At 65.4% G+C, this 17,177-nt stretch carries 17 protein-coding genes; 14 read left to right on the top strand and 3 right to left on the bottom strand.

Translation table 11 applies throughout. The annotated features are described in order from the left end of the window. Positions 1-105: 105 nt before the first annotated feature. The 9 genes from rsmA (at position 106) to B7D75_RS02945 (ending at position 9,557) form a co-directional block, all read left to right on the top strand. Positions 106-912 (top strand): 16S rRNA (adenine(1518)-N(6)/adenine(1519)-N(6))-dimethyltransferase RsmA, encoded by an 807-nt coding sequence (gene rsmA / locus B7D75_RS02985; RefSeq protein ID WP_012074176.1) that lies wholly within the window; start codon positions 106-108, stop codon positions 910-912. 36 nt (positions 913-948) lie between these two features. Beyond that, entirely contained in the window at positions 949-1,329 is a 381-nt protein-coding gene (gene apaG / locus B7D75_RS02980) for a Co2+/Mg2+ efflux protein ApaG (RefSeq protein ID WP_043098917.1), read from the top strand. Continuing rightward, on the top strand, positions 1,329-2,180 hold the full coding sequence (locus B7D75_RS02975; protein WP_012074174.1) for a symmetrical bis(5'-nucleosyl)-tetraphosphatase: 852 nt from the start codon (positions 1,329-1,331) through the stop codon (positions 2,178-2,180). Before apaG ends, B7D75_RS02975 begins: the two co-directional genes overlap by 1 nt. A 43-nt stretch (positions 2,181-2,223) precedes the next feature. Further along, complete coding sequence (glpE, locus tag B7D75_RS02970; protein WP_043098919.1) at positions 2,224-2,556, top strand: thiosulfate sulfurtransferase GlpE; 333 nt, start codon at positions 2,224-2,226, stop codon at positions 2,554-2,556. Positions 2,557-2,836: 280 nt separating this feature from the next. Continuing rightward, a complete protein-coding gene (locus tag B7D75_RS02965; protein ID WP_034079690.1) occupies positions 2,837-4,759 on the top strand; it encodes a PrkA family serine protein kinase in 1,923 nt (640 codons plus the stop codon). A 100-nt stretch (positions 4,760-4,859) separates the two neighbouring features. After that, positions 4,860-6,131 (top strand): YeaH/YhbH family protein, encoded by a 1,272-nt coding sequence (locus tag B7D75_RS02960; protein WP_012074171.1) that lies wholly within the window; start codon positions 4,860-4,862, stop codon positions 6,129-6,131. After that, positions 6,128-7,681 carry a SpoVR family protein gene (locus tag B7D75_RS02955; protein WP_012074170.1) on the top strand — a complete coding sequence of 518 codons (1,554 nt, stop codon included), beginning with the start codon at positions 6,128-6,130 and terminating at the stop codon, positions 7,679-7,681. Before B7D75_RS02960 ends, B7D75_RS02955 begins: the two co-directional genes overlap by 4 nt. A gap of 94 nt (positions 7,682-7,775) precedes the next feature. Then, positions 7,776-8,282, top strand: coding sequence for a DUF4136 domain-containing protein (locus B7D75_RS02950; protein WP_012074169.1), 507 nt, complete (start codon positions 7,776-7,778; stop codon positions 8,280-8,282). Positions 8,283-8,324: 42 nt separating this feature from the next. Beyond that, positions 8,325-9,557, top strand: coding sequence for a multifunctional CCA addition/repair protein (locus tag B7D75_RS02945; protein WP_012074168.1), 1,233 nt, complete (start codon positions 8,325-8,327; stop codon positions 9,555-9,557). Here the strand turns inward: B7D75_RS02945 and folK are convergent. After that, positions 9,530-10,072, bottom strand: a complete 543-nt coding sequence (gene folK, locus B7D75_RS02940; protein WP_003149639.1) for a 2-amino-4-hydroxy-6-hydroxymethyldihydropteridine diphosphokinase — start codon at positions 10,070-10,072, stop codon at positions 9,530-9,532. The genes B7D75_RS02945 and folK overlap by 28 nt on opposite strands. Next, on the bottom strand, positions 10,063-10,416 hold the full coding sequence (gene folB / locus B7D75_RS02935) for a dihydroneopterin aldolase (protein WP_003149641.1): 354 nt from the start codon (positions 10,414-10,416) through the stop codon (positions 10,063-10,065). The genes folK and folB overlap by 10 nt, the downstream gene beginning before the upstream one ends. A gap of 83 nt (positions 10,417-10,499) precedes the next feature. On the opposite strand from folB, the gene plsY reads away from it, so the two are divergent. Next, on the top strand, positions 10,500-11,069 hold the full coding sequence (gene plsY / locus B7D75_RS02930) for a glycerol-3-phosphate 1-O-acyltransferase PlsY (RefSeq protein ID WP_012074167.1): 570 nt from the start codon (positions 10,500-10,502) through the stop codon (positions 11,067-11,069). A 78-nt stretch (positions 11,070-11,147) separates the two neighbouring features. Here the strand turns inward: plsY and tsaD are convergent, their stop codons facing one another. Beyond that, a complete protein-coding gene (tsaD, locus tag B7D75_RS02925) occupies positions 11,148-12,173 on the bottom strand; it encodes a tRNA (adenosine(37)-N6)-threonylcarbamoyltransferase complex transferase subunit TsaD (RefSeq protein ID WP_034079688.1) in 1,026 nt (341 codons plus the stop codon). A 200-nt stretch (positions 12,174-12,373) separates the two neighbouring features. Between tsaD and rpsU the strand changes: the two genes are divergently transcribed. From rpsU to rpoD, 4 genes are all read left to right on the top strand, one after another. Further along, entirely contained in the window at positions 12,374-12,589 is a 216-nt protein-coding gene (gene rpsU / locus B7D75_RS02920) for a 30S ribosomal protein S21 (RefSeq protein WP_003085057.1), read from the top strand. A gap of 67 nt (positions 12,590-12,656) precedes the next feature. Then, complete coding sequence (locus B7D75_RS02915; protein WP_034035056.1) at positions 12,657-13,106, top strand: GatB/YqeY domain-containing protein; 450 nt, start codon at positions 12,657-12,659, stop codon at positions 13,104-13,106. A gap of 82 nt (positions 13,107-13,188) precedes the next feature. Beyond that, positions 13,189-15,180 carry a DNA primase gene (gene dnaG / locus B7D75_RS02910; RefSeq protein ID WP_012074165.1) on the top strand — a complete coding sequence of 664 codons (1,992 nt, stop codon included), beginning with the start codon at positions 13,189-13,191 and terminating at the stop codon, positions 15,178-15,180. A gap of 79 nt (positions 15,181-15,259) precedes the next feature. Further along, positions 15,260-17,113: an RNA polymerase sigma factor RpoD gene (rpoD, locus tag B7D75_RS02905; protein WP_012074163.1), complete on the top strand. Its 1,854-nt coding sequence runs from the start codon at positions 15,260-15,262 to the stop codon at positions 17,111-17,113. Positions 17,114-17,177 lie beyond the last annotated feature (64 nt).

Here is a 17,177-nt window from a genome sequence, read left to right as displayed (position 1 = left end):
CCATCGTTTAGCCCTGCCGGCCCGGCGCATCGCTGCTAAAATGGCGCCCTTTCGCATCCGCGCCTCCCGCCTTGGCCTGGGGCCCGCAGCCTGGAACCGTTCCCGATGTCCGAGCTTTACCAACACCGCGCGCGCAAGCGCTTCGGCCAGAACTTCCTGCACGATGCCGGGGTGATCCACCGCATCCTCCGTGCCATCCACGCCCGCGAAGGGCAGCGCCTGCTGGAGATCGGCCCCGGCCAGGGTGCCCTGACCGAAGGCCTGCTGGGCAGCGGCGCGCGCCTGGATGTAATCGAGCTGGACCAGGACCTGATACCCCTGTTGAAGCTGAAATTCGGCCTCGAGCCGCGTTTCAGCCTGCACCAGGGCGACGCGCTCAAGTTCGATTTCGCCTCGCTGGTGGAGAGCGACGAGAAGCTGCGAGTGGTCGGCAACCTGCCCTACAACATCTCCACGCCGCTGATCTTCCACCTGCTCGAGCACGCGCCGGTGATCGAGGACATGCACTTCATGCTGCAGAAGGAAGTGGTCGAGCGCCTGGCCGCCACCCCGGGCGGCGGCGACTGGGGCCGGCTGTCGATCATGGTCCAGTACCATTGCCGGGTGGAACACCTGTTCAACGTCGGCCCTGGTGCGTTCAACCCGCCGCCCAAGGTCGATTCGGCGATCGTCCGCCTCACCCCCTTCGCCGAGCCGCCGCATCCGGCACGCGATCCGAAACTGCTCGAGCGGGTGGTCCGCGAGGCCTTCAACCAGCGGCGCAAGACCCTGCGCAACACCCTCAAGCCCCTGTTGAGCGTCGAAGACATCGAAGCCGCCGCGGTCGATCCGACCCTGCGCCCGGAGCAGCTCGACCTGGCCGCGTTCGTCCGCCTGGCCAACCGGCTGGCCGAGCTGCAAGGCAATCGTTAGTCTGAAGGGACACCCGACAGGAATCAGGCAAGCCGTATGAGCGACACCCAGCATCAGGTCAACGTCCGGGTCGACACCCGCTATCTACCCGAGCAGTCCGCGCCGGAACAGAACCGTTTCGCCTTCGCCTACACGGTGACCATCGAGAACCGGGGCGAGGTACCGGCCCAGCTGCTGTCGCGCCACTGGATCATCACCGACGGCGACGGCCGCACCCAGGAAGTCCGCGGCGCCGGCGTGGTCGGCGAGCAACCGCTGATCGCCCCCGGCGCGCGTCACACCTACACCAGCGGCACGGTGCTGGCGACCCGGGTCGGCAGCATGCGCGGCAGCTACCAGATGCTCGGCAGCGACGGTGTCGCCTTCGACGCCGCGATCCCGGTGTTCCGCCTGGCCGTGCCGGGAGCGCTGCACTGATGACGGTCTATGCGGTCGGCGACCTGCAGGGTTGCCTGGAACCCCTGAAATGCCTGCTCGAACGTGTCGCCTTCGACCCGGCCAAGGACCGCCTGTGGCTGGTCGGCGACCTGGTCAATCGCGGGCCGCAGTCGCTGGAGACCCTGCGTTTCCTCTATGCCATGCGCGAGGCGGTGGTCAGCGTGCTGGGCAACCACGACCTGCACCTGCTGGCGGTGGCGCACAGGTCCGAGCGCCTGAAGAAGTCCGATACGCTGCGGGAAATCCTCGAGGCGCCCGATCGCGAAGCACTTCTCGACTGGCTGCGACGCCTGCCGTTGCTGCACTACGACGAACAACGCCAGGTCACCCTGGTGCACGCCGGCATCCCGCCGCAGTGGAGCCTGGAAAAAGCCCGCCTGCGCGCCGCCGAGGTCGAGGAGGCGCTGCGCGACGACCAGCGCCTGCCGCTGTTTCTCGAAGGCATGTACGGCAACGAACCGGCCAAATGGGACAAGAAGCTGCATGGCATCGAGCGCCTGCGGGTGATCACCAACTATTTCACGCGCATGCGCTTCTGCACCGAAGACGGCCGGCTCGACCTGAAGAGCAAGGAAGGCCTCGACACCGCGCCGCCCGGCTACGCCCCCTGGTTCAGCTTCGCCTCGCGCAAGACCCGCGGCGAGAAGATCATCTTCGGCCACTGGGCGGCCCTCGAAGGCCAGTGCGACGAGCCCGGGCTGTTCGCCCTGGATACCGGCTGCGTCTGGGGCGCGAAGATGACCCTGCTGAACGTAGACAGCGGCGAACGCCTGAGCTGCGACTGCGCCGGACAGCAGGCCTCGGCCAAGCCCGCCGGCCCACCGGCATGAACCCACGGCGTCCGCCGGACGCCCTGCACACAGGTATCCCGTCATGAGCGACACCTTCCAGCGCATCGCCCCCGAACAGGCTCGTCAACTCCGCGAAAACGGCGCCCAGGTGGTCGATATCCGCGACCCGCAGAGCTACGCCCTTGGCCATATCAGCGGCTCGCAGCACATCGACAACCACTCGGTGGTGGATTTCATCGCCGCCGCCGACCTCGATGCGCCGCTGGTGGTGGTCTGCTACCACGGCAACTCCAGCCAGAGCGCCGCCGCCTATTTCATCCAGCAGGGCTTCAGCGACGTCTACAGCCTCGACGGCGGCTTCGAGCTGTGGCGCAGCGTCTATCCCGCGGATACCAGCACCGGCGAGGCGGAGTAGGCCACCCCGCGGGCTGCCCCAAAAAAACTGTAACTTCTCTCGCCTTTCTTCCTTTACTCCGCCCAGAACGAACTATTCTTTTCCTCAGGCCATCCAAAACAGGGGAGAGCCGGCACACCGGCTTCCGGGCCATCGGCTGTGACCGTTAGGAGCGCTGGCGGAAAAGGGAAGCACCGTGCAGCGTCGGAGTCTGGGGGATTCTCGCCGGCCTGGCTGGCGGCCCTCCCGCACCCGCACGACCGATCCCGCGCCGGCTCATTGCATCGAGCGAGGAGACGTCATGAGCATTTTCAGTCACTTCCAGGAACGCTTCGAAGCGACCCGCCAAGAGGAGTATTCCCTCCAGGAATATCTCGATCTCTGCAAGCAAGACAAGACAGCCTACGCCTCCGCCGCCGAGCGCCTGCTGATGGCGATCGGCGAACCGGAGCTGCTGGACACCTCGGTGGACTCCAGGCTGTCGCGGATCTTCTCCAACAAGGTGATACGTCGCTACCCCGCGTTCGCCGACTTCCATGGCATGGAGGAATGCATCGACCAGATCGTCGCGTTCTTCCGCCATGCGGCCCAGGGCCTGGAAGAGAAGAAGCAGATCCTTTACCTGCTCGGCCCGGTCGGCGGCGGTAAATCCTCCCTGGCGGAAAAACTCAAGCAACTCATGGAGAAGGTGCCCTTCTACGCGATCAAGGGCTCGCCGGTCTTCGAATCGCCGCTGGGGCTGTTCAACCCGGACGAAGACGGCGCCATCCTCGAGGAGGACTACGGCATCCCAAGACGCTACCTGCGCTCAATCATGTCGCCCTGGGCGACCAAGCGTCTCAACGAGTTCGGCGGCGACATCAGCCAGTTCCGCGTGGTCAAGCTGTACCCCTCGATCCTCAACCAGATCGCCATCGCCAAGACCGAACCGGGCGACGAGAACAACCAGGACATCTCCGCACTGGTCGGCAAGGTGGATATCCGCAAGCTGGAGGAATTCCCGCAGAACGACGCCGACGCCTACAGCTATTCCGGCGCGCTCTGCCGGGCCAACCAGGGCCTGATGGAATTCGTCGAGATGTTCAAGGCCCCGATCAAGGTCCTGCACCCGCTGCTGACCGCCACCCAGGAAGGCAACTACAACAGCACCGAAGGCCTCGGCGCCCTGCCCTACAGCGGCATCATCCTGGCTCACTCCAACGAGTCGGAATGGCACAGCTTCCGCAACAACAAGAACAACGAGGCGTTCATCGACCGCATCTACATCGTCAAGGTGCCGTACTGCCTGCGCGTCGCCGATGAGATCAAGATCTACGACAAGCTGCTGATCAACAGCTCGCTGGCCCACGCCCACTGTGCGCCGGACACCCTGAAGATGCTCTCGCAGTTCTCCGTCCTGTCGCGACTGAAAGAGCCGGAAAACTCGAACATCTACTCCAAGATGCGGGTATATGACGGGGAAAACCTGAAAGATACCGATCCCAAGGCCAAGTCGATCCAGGAATACCGCGACTCGGCCGGGGTCGACGAAGGCATGGCCGGGCTTTCCACCCGCTTCGCCTTCAAGATCCTCTCCAAGGTATTCAACTTCGACCCGCACGAGGTAGCCGCCAACCCGGTGCACCTGCTCTACGTCCTCGAACAACAGATCGAGCAGGAACAGTTCCAGCCGGAAACCCGCGAGCGCTACCTGCGCTTCATCAAGGAATACCTGGCGCCGCGCTACGTCGAGTTCATCGGCAAGGAAATCCAGACGGCCTACCTGGAGTCCTACAGCGAATACGGTCAGAACATCTTCGACCGCTACGTGCTGTACGCCGACTTCTGGATCCAGGACCAGGAATACCGCGACCCGGAAACCGGCGAGATTCTCAACCGCGCCGCCCTCAACGAGGAACTGGAGAAGATCGAGAAACCGGCCGGCATCAGCAACCCGAAGGATTTCCGCAACGAGATCGTCAACTTCGTGCTGCGCGCCCGCGCCGGCAACAACGGCAAGAACCCGAGCTGGCTGTCCTACGAGAAGCTGCGCGTGGTGATCGAGAAGAAGATGTTCTCCAACACCGAAGACCTGCTGCCGGTCATCAGCTTCAACGCCAAGGCCAGCAAGGAGGACCAGCAGAAGCACAACGACTTCGTCAAACGCATGGTCGAGCGCGGCTACACCGAGAAGCAGGTCCGCCTGCTGTCGGAATGGTACCTGCGGGTTCGCAAGTCGCAGTAGTCTGCCATCGGTACGGTCGTTTCGGCCGTACCGGTCGCCGTCGCATTCGGACCTCGGCGCCTCCGCTCCGGCGGGGCGCCACAGGCCCTGAGGAGCATTCATGAGCTACGTCATCGACCGGCGTCTGAACGGCAAGAACAAGAGCACGGTGAACCGCCAGCGCTTCCTGAGGCGCTACCGTGAGCATATCAAGAAGGCCGTCGAGGAGGCCGTCAGCCGACGCTCCATCACCGACATGGAGCACGGCGAGCAGATCAGCATTCCCGGGCGCGATATCGACGAACCGGTGCTGCACCATGGCCGCGGCGGGCGGCAGACGGTGGTCCATCCGGGCAACAAGGAATTCACCGCCGGCGAACACATCGCCCGCCCCTCCGGCGGCGGCGGCGGTCGCGGCGGCGGCAAGGCCAGCAACAGCGGCGAGGGGATGGACGACTTCGTCTTTCAGATCACCCAGGAGGAATTCCTCGATTTCATGTTCGAGGACCTGGAACTGCCCAACCTGGTCAAGCGCCACATCACCGGCACCGATACCTTCAAGACCATCCGCGCCGGCATCAGCAACGACGGCAACCCGTCGCGCATCAATATCGTCCGCACCCTGCGCTCGGCCCATGCGCGGCGCATCGCGCTGTCCGGCGGCAGCCGGGCCAAGCTGCGCGCGGCGCTGAAGGAACTGGAGCGGATCAGGCGCGAAGAGCCGGACAACCTCGGCGATATCCAGGAACTCGAGCTGGAAATCGCCAAACTCCGCGCGCGCATCGACCGGGTGCCGTTCCTCGATACCTTCGATCTCAAGTACAACCTGCTGGTCAAGCAGCCCAACCCCACCTCCAAGGCAGTGATGTTCTGCCTGATGGACGTTTCCGGCTCGATGACCCAAGCGACCAAGGACATCGCCAAGCGCTTCTTCATCCTGCTCTACCTGTTCCTCAAGCGGAACTACGAGAAGATCGAGGTGGTGTTCATCCGCCACCACACCAGCGCCCGCGAGGTCGACGAGGAGGAGTTCTTCTACTCCCGCGAGACCGGCGGCACCATCGTCTCCAGCGCGCTGAAGATGATGCAGGAGATCATGGCCGAGCGTTATCCGACCCATGAGTGGAACATCTACGCCGCCCAGGCCTCGGACGGCGACAACTGGAACGACGACTCGCCGGTGTGCCGGGACATCCTGCTCAAGCAGATCATGCCGTTCGTCCAGTACTACACCTACGTCGAGATCACCCCGCGCGAACACCAGGCCCTGTGGTTCGAGTACGAGCGCGTGCGCGAGGCCTTCGAAGACAGCTTCGCCCAGCAGCAGATCGTGTCGGCGTCGGATATCTACCCGGTGTTCCGCGAGCTGTTCCAGAGGAGGCTCGTCGCATGAGCAAGCGCCAGCCCATCGCCACCGGCTCGGAATGGACCTTCGAGCTGATCCAGCAGTACGACCGGGAAATCAGCCGGATCGCCGAGCGTTACGCACTGGATACCTACCCGAACCAGATCGAGGTGATCACCGCCGAGCAGATGATGGACGCCTACGCCTCGGTGGGCATGCCGATCGGCTACAACCACTGGTCCTACGGCAAGCACTTCCTCAGCACGGAAAAGAACTACAAGCGCGGCCAGATGGGCCTGGCCTACGAGATCGTGATCAACTCCGACCCCTGCATCGCCTACCTGATGGAGGAAAACACCCAGTGCATGCAGGCGCTGGTGATCGCCCACGCCTGCTACGGGCACAACAGTTTCTTCAAGGGCAACTACCTGTTCCGCACCTGGACCGACGCCAGCTCGATCATCGATTACCTGGTGTTCGCCAAGCAGTACATCATGCAATGCGAGGAACGCTACGGGATCGACGCGGTGGAAGACCTGCTCGACTCCTGCCACGCCCTGATGAACTACGGCGTCGACCGCTACAAGCGTCCCTACCCGATCTCCGCCGAGGAAGAGCGGCAGCGACAGAAGGAGCGCGAGGAACTGATCCAGCGGCAGGTCAACGACCTCTGGCGGACCATCCCGCGCACCGGCGGCAAGGACAAGGAACAATCCACCGCGCGCTATCCGAGCGAACCGCAGGAGAACATCCTCTACTTCATCGAGAAGAACGCACCGCTGCTGGAGCCCTGGCAGCGCGAGGTGATCCGCATCGTGCGCAAGATCGCCCAGTACTTCTATCCACAGCGCCAGACCCAGGTGATGAACGAAGGCTGGGCCACCTTCTGGCACTACACCCTGCTCAACGACCTCTACGACGAAGGCCTGGTCAACGACGGCTTCATGATGGAGTTCCTGCAGTACCACACCAGCGTGGTCTTCCAGCCATCCTTCGACAGCCCCTACTACAGCGGCATCAACCCCTACGCCCTGGGCTTCGCCATGTACCGCGACATCCGCCGCATCTGCGAGGAGCCCACCGAGGAGGACCGCCGCTGGTTCCCGGACATCGCCGGCAGCGACTGGCTCGCCACGCTCAAGTTCGCCATGAAGAGCTTCAAGGACGAGAGCTTCATCCTGCAGTTCCTCTCGCCCAAGGTGATCCGCGACCTGAAGCTGTTCAGCATCCTCGACGACGACCAGAAGGATGACCTGCTGGTCGCCGCGATCCACGACGAGGCCGGCTACCGCACTATCCGCGAGACCCTGGCGGCGCAGTACAACCTCGGCAACCGCGAGCCGAACATCCAGATCTGGAACGTCGACCGCCGCGGCGATCGCTCGCTGACCCTGCGTCACCAGCAGTTCGACCGCCAGCCCCTGAGCGACTCCACCGCCGACGTGCTCAAGCACCTGCATCGCCTTTGGGGCTTCGACATCCACCTGGAGACCCTGCAGGGCGACCAGCTGATCCAGACCCACCACATGCCGCCCAAGGGTGTCAGCGAGGGCGAGGAAGGCTATCCGCGCCTGGACCTGATCATCCCGCCCATTTGATCGGTTGACGCCCGCCCCGGCCGCCGGACAGCATGCCGGCACGGTCGGGGCCGCCCCACACCAGAACAAGAAGCCGGCCGTCCAGGGAGCCGCCATGCGCCTGTTCGCCACCATCCTGCTCTGCCTTGCCCTCGGCGCCTGCGCCGACCATCCTCCCGGCGTCCGGCTGACGCATCCGGCCAGTGCCGAACTGCCCGGCCTGCAAGGCTTCCAGTTGATGCCGCCGGAGCGGGCGGTCGACGCCCTGCCCTACCGCAGCCGCTATCCGCTGATCAACGCAGAGCTGCGCCAGGGACTGGCGGCCCACGGCTACCACGAGAGCGCCACCCCGCAGTTCCGCGTCTACTACTGGCTGGCGCTGCGCGACGCAGCGCTGGAATTCCGCCCCGACCTTCCGCCTACGTCCAGCATGGGGCCCTACCTGGCGATCCACCGCCTGCGCGACGAAACCGGCACCCTGCGCGTACGCCTGGTCGACCTGGAAGAGCGCATTCTCTGGGAGGGCACCGCCAGCACCGGTCTCAGCCCGGCGAGGGCCAATCCGGAACAGCTCGAACGAGCGGTCGGCGCCCTGCTCCAGCAGCTTCCGCGCGCCCGCTAGAGCGCCCTGGGGTAGACTTCCGCCTAACACGCGGAGGTTTCCATGCAGATTTACAAGGTCGGCGGCGCGGTACGCGACCGTCTTCTCGGCCGCCCGGTCACCGATATCGACTGGGTGGTGGTCGGCGCCAGCAGCGAGGAAATGCTCGCCCGCGGCTATCGCCCGGTGGGCGCCGACTTCCCGGTCTTCCTCCACCCGCAGAGCGGCGAGGAGTACGCCTTGGCGCGCACCGAACGCAAGAGCGGACGCGGCTACGGCGGCTTCACCTTCCATGCCAGCCCCGACGTCACCCTGGAAGAAGACCTGACCCGCCGCGACCTGACCATCAACGCCATGGCCGAGGACGAACAGGGCCGGGTGATCGACCCCTACGGCGGCCAGGCCGACCTCGAGGCGCGCCTGCTGCGCCACGTGTCCCCGGCATTCGCCGAAGATCCCTTGCGCGTCCTGCGCGTCGCCCGCTTCGCCGCGCGCTACGCCGGCCTGGGCTTCCGTGTCGCCGCCGAGACCCTGGCGCTGATGCGCCAGCTGGCCGGGTCCGGGGAATTGCAGGCGCTGACCCCGGAGCGCAGCTGGAAGGAAATTTCCCGCGCCCTGATGGAACCCAACCCCGAGGTCTTCGTCCAGGTCCTGCACGATTGCGGCGCGCTGGCCGAACTGATGCCGGAAGTCGAGGCGCTGTTCGGCGTGCCGCAGCCGGCGGCGCACCACCCGGAAATCGATACCGGCGTCCATGTCCTGTCGGTCCTGCAGCAATGCGCCCGCCACCACCAGCCGCTGACCGTGCGCTGGGCCTGCCTGCTCCACGACCTGGGCAAGGGGCTCACCCGGGAAGCCGACTGGCCACGCCACATCGCCCACGAAACACGCGGCCTGCCGCTGATCGATGCGATCAACCGGCGCTTCAGGGTTCCGCGCGACTGCCAGGAGCTGGCGCGTCTGGTCGGCGAGTACCATACCCACGCCCATCGCGCCCTGGAGCTGCGGCCGACCACCCTGCTGGAGCTATTGCAGAGCTTCGACGTCTATCGTCGTCCGCAGCGCTTCGAGGAATTCGTCGCCGCCAGCGAGATGGACGCGCGCGGCCGCCACGGCCTGGAGCAGCGGGACTACCCGCAGGCCGCCTACCTGCTCGGCGCGGCGCAGGCCGCGCGGGCGGTCAGTGTGAAACCGCTGGTGGAAAAGGGCTTGAAGGGCGCGGAATTGGGCGAGGCGCTGAAGCGTGCGCGCCTCGCCGCGCTCAAGGCCTACAAGGAAGAGCGCGGAAAGGCCTGAAGCAGTGCCTCGGGGGTAAGAGCCCGGCCCCGCCATTCGAAGGGCGCCGGCCAGAGTTTCTGCGGGATCCGCGACTCGCGCCAGAGCTCTCCGAACGCCCGGCGCGCGAGCGGATGCTCCAGTTCCGGCGCCAGCTCGGCCAGCGGCCAGAGCACGAAGGCGTTCTTCAGCACTTCGGCGCGCGGCAGCACCAGGCCATCGAAGTCGCCGACCAGGTCGCCGTACAGCAGCACGTCGATATCCAGCGGCAGCCCCTTGCGCTCCGGCGCATAGCGGCCATTGTCGGCCTCGATGTGCTTGAGCCGCAGGCTCAGTTCGGCCAGCGGCAGATCGGTGCGGGCAGATACCACCAGGTTGAAGAACGGGCCGCTCCTGATCCCCACCGGCTCGCTCTCGAACACCGGCGAGCAACGCAGGTCATGGAGGAAGCCGGCCAGCGCGTCGAGGCCGGCATGCAGATGGCGCTCACGCTCGACATTGCTGCCGAGGCCGAGGTAGACCGGGATCAGCGACATCCGCGTTCGATCTCCACGCCAACCCCGCGGGCCGCCGGCACCGCGCCGGGCTTGGTGACGCGGATGCGCAGCCAGGGAATGCCGCGCTCGTCCATCAGCACCTCGGCGAGGCGCTCGGCAAAGGTTTCCACCAGTTGGAAATGCGACTCCCGGGCGAACTGCAGGACCCGCTCGGACAACGCCGCGTAGTCCAGCGCCAGGGCGATGTCGTCGCCGGCGGCCGCCGGACGGTTGTCCCAGCCCAGCGTCAGGTCCAGGCGCAGGCACTGACGGATGCCGCGCTCCCAGTCGTACACGCCGATGACGGTGTCGACCTCCAAGCCTTCGATAAAAACTCTGTCCACTTCGCTACCCGCTCCAAGGGATGCCACGACAAGCGTGCGCCGCCCCGTTAGAATCGAGGACATCCTCGTCCTCGGTGGAATCCATGGTCTGGCTACTGGCGATCCTCGCCTACCTGCTCGGTTCCCTCTCCTTCGCCGTCCTGCTCAGCCGCTGGTTCGGCACCCAGGACCCGCGCGCCAGCGGCTCCGGCAACCCCGGCGCGACCAACATGCTGCGCGTCGCCGGGAAGAAACTCGCCATCCTGACCTTGCTCGGCGACGTCGGCAAAGGCCTGTTGCCGGTGCTGGTCGCCCGCTGGCTGGGGCTCGGCGTGATGGAGGAGGCCTGGGTCGGCATCGCCGCCGTGATCGGCCACCTGTACCCGCTGTACTTCAACTTCCGCGGCGGCAAGGGCGTCGCCACCGCCGCCGGCATGCTCCTCGGCCTCTACCCGCCGGCCGTGCTGCTGGCCGCAGCCGCCTGGCTGCTGACCTTCAAGCTGTCGCGCACCAGTTCGCTCGCCTCGCTGGTCGCCACTCCGCTGACGCTCCCGCTGCTGGCCTGGCAACAACCCGGAGCGTTGCTGCCGATGACCGTGCTCACCGCGCTGATCGTCTGGCGGCACCGGGCCAACTTACGCGATCTGTTCGCCGGGCGCGAACGGCATTTCTAATCCATAAAAGGAAAAAACTTCACGCAGTCTGACCCAGGAGCTTCACCGACGCCTGCCTGGCTGCGACCTGGCGGCCACTCAGACCGCCGGCAGCGACTCCATCGGCCAGCGCGGCTGAACGCCGATCGCCGGGCCGTCGTGCTGGCCGGCGAGCAGGCGCTGGCAGCCGGCATAGGCGATCATCGCGCCATTGTCGGTGCAGAAGCGCGGGCGGGCGTAGAACACCTGCCCCTTCATCTCGCCGAGCATCTTCTCCAGGCCGCCGCGCAGCGCCTGGTTGGCACTGACCCCGCCGGCGATCACCAGGTTCTTCAGGCCGGTCTGTTTCAATGCGCGCCGGCATTTGATCACCAGGGTCTCGACCACCGCGGTCTGGAATGCCAGGGCGATATCGCAGCGAGTCTGCTCGCTGTCATCGCCGGCTTCCACGCAGCGCTGCCAGGTATTCAGGGAAAAGGTCTTGAGCCCGCTGAAGCTGAAGTCCAGGCCGGGCCGGTCGGTCATCGGCCGCGGGAACACGAAGCGGCCGGGCGTGCCGCGCTCGGCCAGGCGGGCGATCTCGGGGCCGCCGGGGTAACCCAGGCCGATCAGCTTGGCGGTCTTGTCGAAGGCTTCGCCAGCGGCATCGTCCACCGACTCGCCGAGCAACTGGTAGCGGCCGATGCCGTCCACCCGCACCAGCTGGGTGTGGCCGCCGGACACCAGCAAGGCGACGAACGGGAAGCGCGGCGGCTGCTCCTCCAGCATCGGCGCCAGCAGATGGCCTTCCATGTGATGCACGCCGACCGCCGGCACGCCCCAGGCGAACGCCATCGCCTGGGCGCAGGAGGCGCCCACCAGCAGCGCGCCGACCAGGCCTGGGCCGGCGGTGTAGGCGATCGCGTCGATGTCCGCCGGCTTGCAGCCGGACTCGTCGAGCACCTGGCGGATCAGCGGCAGCATGCGCTTGACGTGGTCGCGCGAGGCCAGCTCGGGCACGACGCCGCCGTAGACGCGATGGAGGTCGATCTGACTGAACAGCGCGTCGGCCAGCAGGCCGCGTTCGCTGTCGTAAAGGGCGACGCCGGTTTCGTCGCAGGACGTTTCCAGTCCCAGCACACGCATGGGCTTGAGCCTTAGAGCTTGGCAAATACGAAGCCGCGCATGATAATCGGCGGCTTTGCGCCAGACCAGTGTTTTTCGATCGGAGGCTTTGCATTCCTCCGGCCGAACCGTTAATATCCGCAACCCTTGAAAACCGACGTATCCGCGCCCACTTGCCGGAGTACGTTCAACCCCCGGTAATCAGTGAAGGTACGACCTGGATGCCAGCCGTCAAAGTAAAAGAGAACGAACCCTTCGACGTAGCCCTGCGTCGTTTCAAGCGCTCCTGCGAAAAAGCAGGTGTACTGGCTGAAGTTCGCAGCCGCGAGTTCTACGAGAAGCCCACTGCCGAGCGCAAGCGCAAGGCCGCTGCCGCAGTGAAGCGCCACGCGAAGAAAGTACAGCGCGAACAGCGCCGTCGCGAGCGCCTGTACTGATCCACCGACGCCTGCGCGTCAGTGATCATGCCCAGCCCGGCCCCGGCCGGGCTTTCGGCTTTCCGATATGAGCGAAATCAAGTCCCGCCTTCTCGACGCCGTCAAGGTCGCCATGCGCACCCAGGACAAGCCGCGTCTGACCACGTTGCGCTTGGCCCTAGCGGACATCAAGCGCGTCGAGGTCGACGAACGCATCGAGGTGGATGACGCCCGCGCCCTGCTGATCCTCGACCGGATGATCAAGCAGCGCCGCGACGCCCAGCGCCAATTCAGCGATGCCGGCCGCCAGGACCTCGCCGAGGTCGAGGCCGCCGAGATCCTCGTGCTCCAGGACTTCATGCCCAAGCCGCTGGACGACCACGAGATCGACGCCCTGATCGAGCGCAGCATCGTCGACAGCGGCGCCCAGGGCCCGCAGGACATGGGCAAGGCGATGAACCTCCTGCGCCCGCAGGTCCAGGGCCGGGTCGACATGGCGCAGGTCAGCCAGCGCCTGAAGGCGCGCCTCTCCTCCTGAACCACTGCGCCGGCCTGATCGGCCCGGCGATAATTGCTATGCTGCCGCTCTGCGCCCACGCGCCGTCGTTTTCGAGAACACCATGGCCGGCCTGATCCCGCAAAGCTTCATCGACGACCTGCTGAACCGCACCGACATCGTCGAGGTGGTGAGTTCGCGCATCCAGCTGAAGAAGACCGGCAAGAACTACAGCGCCTGCTGCCCGTTCCACAAGGAAAAGACCCCCTCGTTCACGGTCAGCCCGGACAAGCAGTTCTACTACTGCTTCGGCTGCGGCGCCGGCGGCAACGCGCTCGGCTTCGTCATGGACCACGACCAGCTGGAGTTTCCCCAGGCGGTCGAGGAACTGGCCAAACGCGCCGGCATGGACGTGCCACGCGAGGAGCGTGGCGGACGCGGACACACGCCGCGCCAGCCGAGCGACTCGCCGCTCTACCCGCTGCTCGCCGCCGCCGCCGAATTCTACAAGCAGGCTCTGAAAAGCCATCCCGCGCGCAAGGCCGCGGTGAACTACCTGAAGGGCCGCGGCCTGACCGGCGAAATCGCCCGCGACTTCGGCCTCGGCTTCGCCCCGCCCGGCTGGGACAACCTGCTCAAGCACCTGGGCGGCGACAATCTGCAGCTCAAGGCCATGCTCGATGCCGGCCTGCTGGTGGAGAACAGCGACAGCGGCAAGCGCTACGACCGCTTCCGCGACCGCGTGATGTTCCCGATCCGCGACAGCCGCGGGCGAATCATCGCTTTCGGCGGCCGGGTGCTCGGCGACGACAAGCCGAAGTACCTGAACTCTCCGGAGACCCCGGTCTTCCACAAGGGCCAGGAGCTCTACGGGCTCTACGAGGCCCGGCAGAAGAACCGCGACCTCGACGAGATCATGGTGGTCGAGGGCTACATGGACGTCATCGCCCTGGCCCAGCAAGGCATCCGCAACGCGGTGGCGACGCTCGGCACGGCGACCAGCGAGGAGCATATCAAGCGCCTGTTCCGCCTGGTGCCGAGCATCCTGTTCTGCTTCGACGGCGACCAGGCCGGCCGCAAGGCCGCCTGGCGCGCGCTGGAATCGGTACTGCCGAACCTGCAGGACGGCAAGCGCGTGCGCTTCCTGTTCCTCCCCGAAGGCGAGGACCCGGACAGCCTGGTACGCGCCGAGGGCGAGGACGCCTTCCGCGCGCGCATCACCCAGCAGGCCCAACCGCTGGCCGAGTACTTCTTCCAACAACTGATGGCGGAGGCCGACCCCGCCACGCTGGAGGGCAAGGCGCATCTGGCGACCCTTGCCGCGCCGTTGCTGGAAAAGATCCCCGGCAACAACCTCCGACAGCTTATGCGTCAGAAGCTGTCGGAAATTACCGGCCTCTCTGGCGAAAATATCGGGCAACTGGCGCAGCAGAGCCCGCCGCCCGCCATGGATCACGGGACGACTGGCGCCTTCGACGGCGACGACTATTTCGCCGCCAGCGCCTACTACGAGAACGAGCCCTCCCACGCACCGTTCGAGAGCGCGCCGGGCTACGCCGACGCGCAGCCGCGCAAGGCCTGGAACAAGGACAGGAAGCCCTGGGACGGCAAGAAATGGGATGGCCGGAAGAAATGGGACAAGGGCGGCCGCGGCGACTTCAAGGCGCCGCAGCGAACCCCGGTGAGCGTCGAGTCGACCACCCTCAACGCCCTGCGCACCCTGCTGCACCATCCGCAGTTGGCCTTGAAGGTCGACGACGCGGGCACGCTGGCCAGGGAGCAGGACACCTATGCCCAGTTGCTGGTGTCGCTGCTCGAGGCCCTGCAGAAGAACCCGCGGCAGAGCTCGATGCAGCTCATCGCGCGCTGGCACGGCACGCCCCAGGGCCGCCTGCTGCAAGCCCTGGGCGAGAAGGAATGGCTGATCGTCCAGGAGAACCTTGAAAAGCAGTTCTTCGACACCATTACTAAACTCTCCGAGAGCCAGCGGTTCGGCGAACGGGAGGAGCGTTTACGCAGCGTCATGCAGAAGAGCTACAGTGAATTGACCGATGAAGAGAAAGCCTTGCTCAGAGAGCACTACAGTCTTGCCGCTTCATCGCCTTCCCAGAGCTGAACTGGCGCCTCAGCCCAGGCATCAGGTATAATCCTCTGCTTATTTTTTGCCCGCCAAGACCTTCAGTGGATAGGGTGTTATGTCCGGAAAAGCGCAACAGCAATCTCGTCTGAAAGAGTTGATCGCCCGCGGTCGTGAGCAGGGTTACCTGACTTACGCGGAGGTCAACGACCACCTGCCGGAGGATATTTCCGATCCGGAACAGGTGGAAGACATCATCCGCATGATCAACGACATGGGGATCAACGTATTCGAGACAGCCCCGGATGCGGATGCCCTGTTGCTGGCCGAGGCGGATACCGACGAAGCCGCAGCGGAAGAAGCCGCAGCGGCCCTGGCCGCGGTGGAAAGCGACATCGGTCGCACCACCGACCCGGTGCGCATGTACATGCGCGAAATGGGTACCGTGGAACTGCTGACCCGCGAAGGCGAGATCGAAATCGCCAAGCGCATCGAGGAAGGCATCCGCGAAGTGATGAGCGCCATCGCCCAGTTCCCGGGCACGGTGGACAGCATCCTGGCCGACTACAACCGCATCGTCGCCGAGGGCGGACGCCTGTCCGACGTCCTCAGCGGCTACATCGATCCCGATGATGGCAGCCTGCCCGCCGAAGAGGTGGAGCCGGTCAACCTGAAGGACGATTCCGCCGACTCGAAAGAGAAGGACGATGAGGAAGAGGAAAGCGACGACAACAGCGATAGCGACGACGAAGGTGACGGCGGTCCGGACCCGGAAGAGGCCCGCCTGCGTTTCACCGCCGTTTCCGAACAGCTCGACAAGGCCAAGAAGGCCCTGAAGAAGCACGGTCGCGGCAGCAAGCAGGCCACCGCCGAGCTGACCGGCCTGGCCGAGCTGTTCATGCCGATCAAGCTGGTGCCCAAGCAGTTCGACGCCCTGGTCGCCCGCGTGCGCTCCGCCCTGGAAGGCGTTCGCGCCCAGGAACGCGCCATCATGCAGCTCTGCGTGCGTGACGCGCGCATGCCGCGAGCCGACTTCCTGCGCCTGTTCCCGAACCACGAGACCGACGAGAAGTGGGTCGACAGCGTTCTGAAGAGCAAGCCGAAGTACGCCGAGGCCATCGAGCGCCTGCGCGACGACATCCTGCGCAACCAGCAGAAGCTGGCGGCCCTGGAAAGCGAAGTCGAGCTGACCGTCGCCGAGATCAAGGAAATCAACCGCGCGATGTCGATCGGCGAAGCCAAGGCTCGCCGGGCGAAGAAGGAAATGGTCGAGGCCAACCTGCGCCTGGTCATCTCCATCGCCAAGAAGTACACCAACCGCGGCCTGCAGTTCCTCGACCTGATCCAGGAAGGCAACATCGGCCTGATGAAGGCGGTGGACAAGTTCGAATACCGTCGCGGCTACAAGTTCTCCACCTACGCCACCTGGTGGATCCGCCAGGCGATCACCCGTTCGATCGCCGACCAGGCACGCACCATCCGCATCCCGGTGCACATGATCGAGACGATCAACAAGCTCAACCGCATCTCCCGCCAGATGCTCCAGGAAATGGGCCGCGAGCCCACCCCGGAAGAGCTTGGCGAGCGCATGGACATGCCTGAGGACAAGATCCGCAAGGTACTGAAGATCGCCAAGGAGCCGATCTCCATGGAAACCCCGATCGGTGACGACGAAGACTCGCACCTGGGCGATTTCATCGAGGACTCCACCATGCAGTCGCCGATCGAGATGGCGACCAGCGAGAGCCTCAAGGAATCCACCCGCGAAGTGCTCGCCGGCCTCACCGCCCGGGAAGCCAAGGTGCTGCGCATGCGCTTCGGCATCGACATGAACACCGACCACACCCTCGAGGAAGTCGGCAAGCAGTTCGATGTGACCCGCGAGCGGATCCGCCAGATCGAAGCCAAGGCGCTGCGCAAGCTGCGCCACCCCTCGCGAAGCGAGCACCTGCGCTCCTTCCTCGACGAGTGACGAACGAACCCCCGGCCCGCAAAGCCGGGGGTTTTTCTTTGCCGCTCGTCTCGCCGTTCGGCGT

Origin of the sequence: Pseudomonas paraeruginosa (genome assembly GCF_003025345.2) — a bacterium.
GTDB lineage: Bacteria > Pseudomonadota > Gammaproteobacteria > Pseudomonadales > Pseudomonadaceae > Pseudomonas > Pseudomonas paraeruginosa.
The sequence above is the reverse complement of the archived record's forward strand: the minus strand, read 5'-3'. Positions and strand labels throughout refer to the sequence as shown.

Excerpts from the sequence above, each read along its gene's own strand:
- rsmA (WP_012074176.1), top strand. The coding sequence starts at position 106 with ATGTCCGAGCTTTACCAACACCGCGCGCGCAAGCGCTTCGGCCAGAAC.
- apaG (WP_043098917.1), top strand. The coding sequence starts at position 949 with ATGAGCGACACCCAGCATCAGGTCAACGTCCGGGTCGACACCCGCTAT.
- B7D75_RS02975 (WP_012074174.1), top strand. The coding sequence starts at position 1,329 with ATGACGGTCTATGCGGTCGGCGACCTGCAGGGTTGCCTGGAACCCCTG.
- glpE (WP_043098919.1), top strand. The coding sequence starts at position 2,224 with ATGAGCGACACCTTCCAGCGCATCGCCCCCGAACAGGCTCGTCAACTC.
- B7D75_RS02965 (WP_034079690.1), top strand. The coding sequence starts at position 2,837 with ATGAGCATTTTCAGTCACTTCCAGGAACGCTTCGAAGCGACCCGCCAA.
- B7D75_RS02960 (WP_012074171.1), top strand. The coding sequence starts at position 4,860 with ATGAGCTACGTCATCGACCGGCGTCTGAACGGCAAGAACAAGAGCACG.
- B7D75_RS02955 (WP_012074170.1), top strand. The coding sequence starts at position 6,128 with ATGAGCAAGCGCCAGCCCATCGCCACCGGCTCGGAATGGACCTTCGAG.
- B7D75_RS02950 (WP_012074169.1), top strand. The coding sequence starts at position 7,776 with ATGCGCCTGTTCGCCACCATCCTGCTCTGCCTTGCCCTCGGCGCCTGC.
- B7D75_RS02945 (WP_012074168.1), top strand. The coding sequence starts at position 8,325 with ATGCAGATTTACAAGGTCGGCGGCGCGGTACGCGACCGTCTTCTCGGC.
- folK (WP_003149639.1), bottom strand. The coding sequence starts at position 10,072 with ATGTCGCTGATCCCGGTCTACCTCGGCCTCGGCAGCAATGTCGAGCGT.
- plsY (WP_012074167.1), top strand. The coding sequence starts at position 10,500 with ATGGTCTGGCTACTGGCGATCCTCGCCTACCTGCTCGGTTCCCTCTCC.
- tsaD (WP_034079688.1), bottom strand. The coding sequence starts at position 12,173 with ATGCGTGTGCTGGGACTGGAAACGTCCTGCGACGAAACCGGCGTCGCC.
- rpsU (WP_003085057.1), top strand. The coding sequence starts at position 12,374 with ATGCCAGCCGTCAAAGTAAAAGAGAACGAACCCTTCGACGTAGCCCTG.
- B7D75_RS02915 (WP_034035056.1), top strand. The coding sequence starts at position 12,657 with ATGAGCGAAATCAAGTCCCGCCTTCTCGACGCCGTCAAGGTCGCCATG.
- dnaG (WP_012074165.1), top strand. The coding sequence starts at position 13,189 with ATGGCCGGCCTGATCCCGCAAAGCTTCATCGACGACCTGCTGAACCGC.
- rpoD (WP_012074163.1), top strand. The coding sequence starts at position 15,260 with ATGTCCGGAAAAGCGCAACAGCAATCTCGTCTGAAAGAGTTGATCGCC.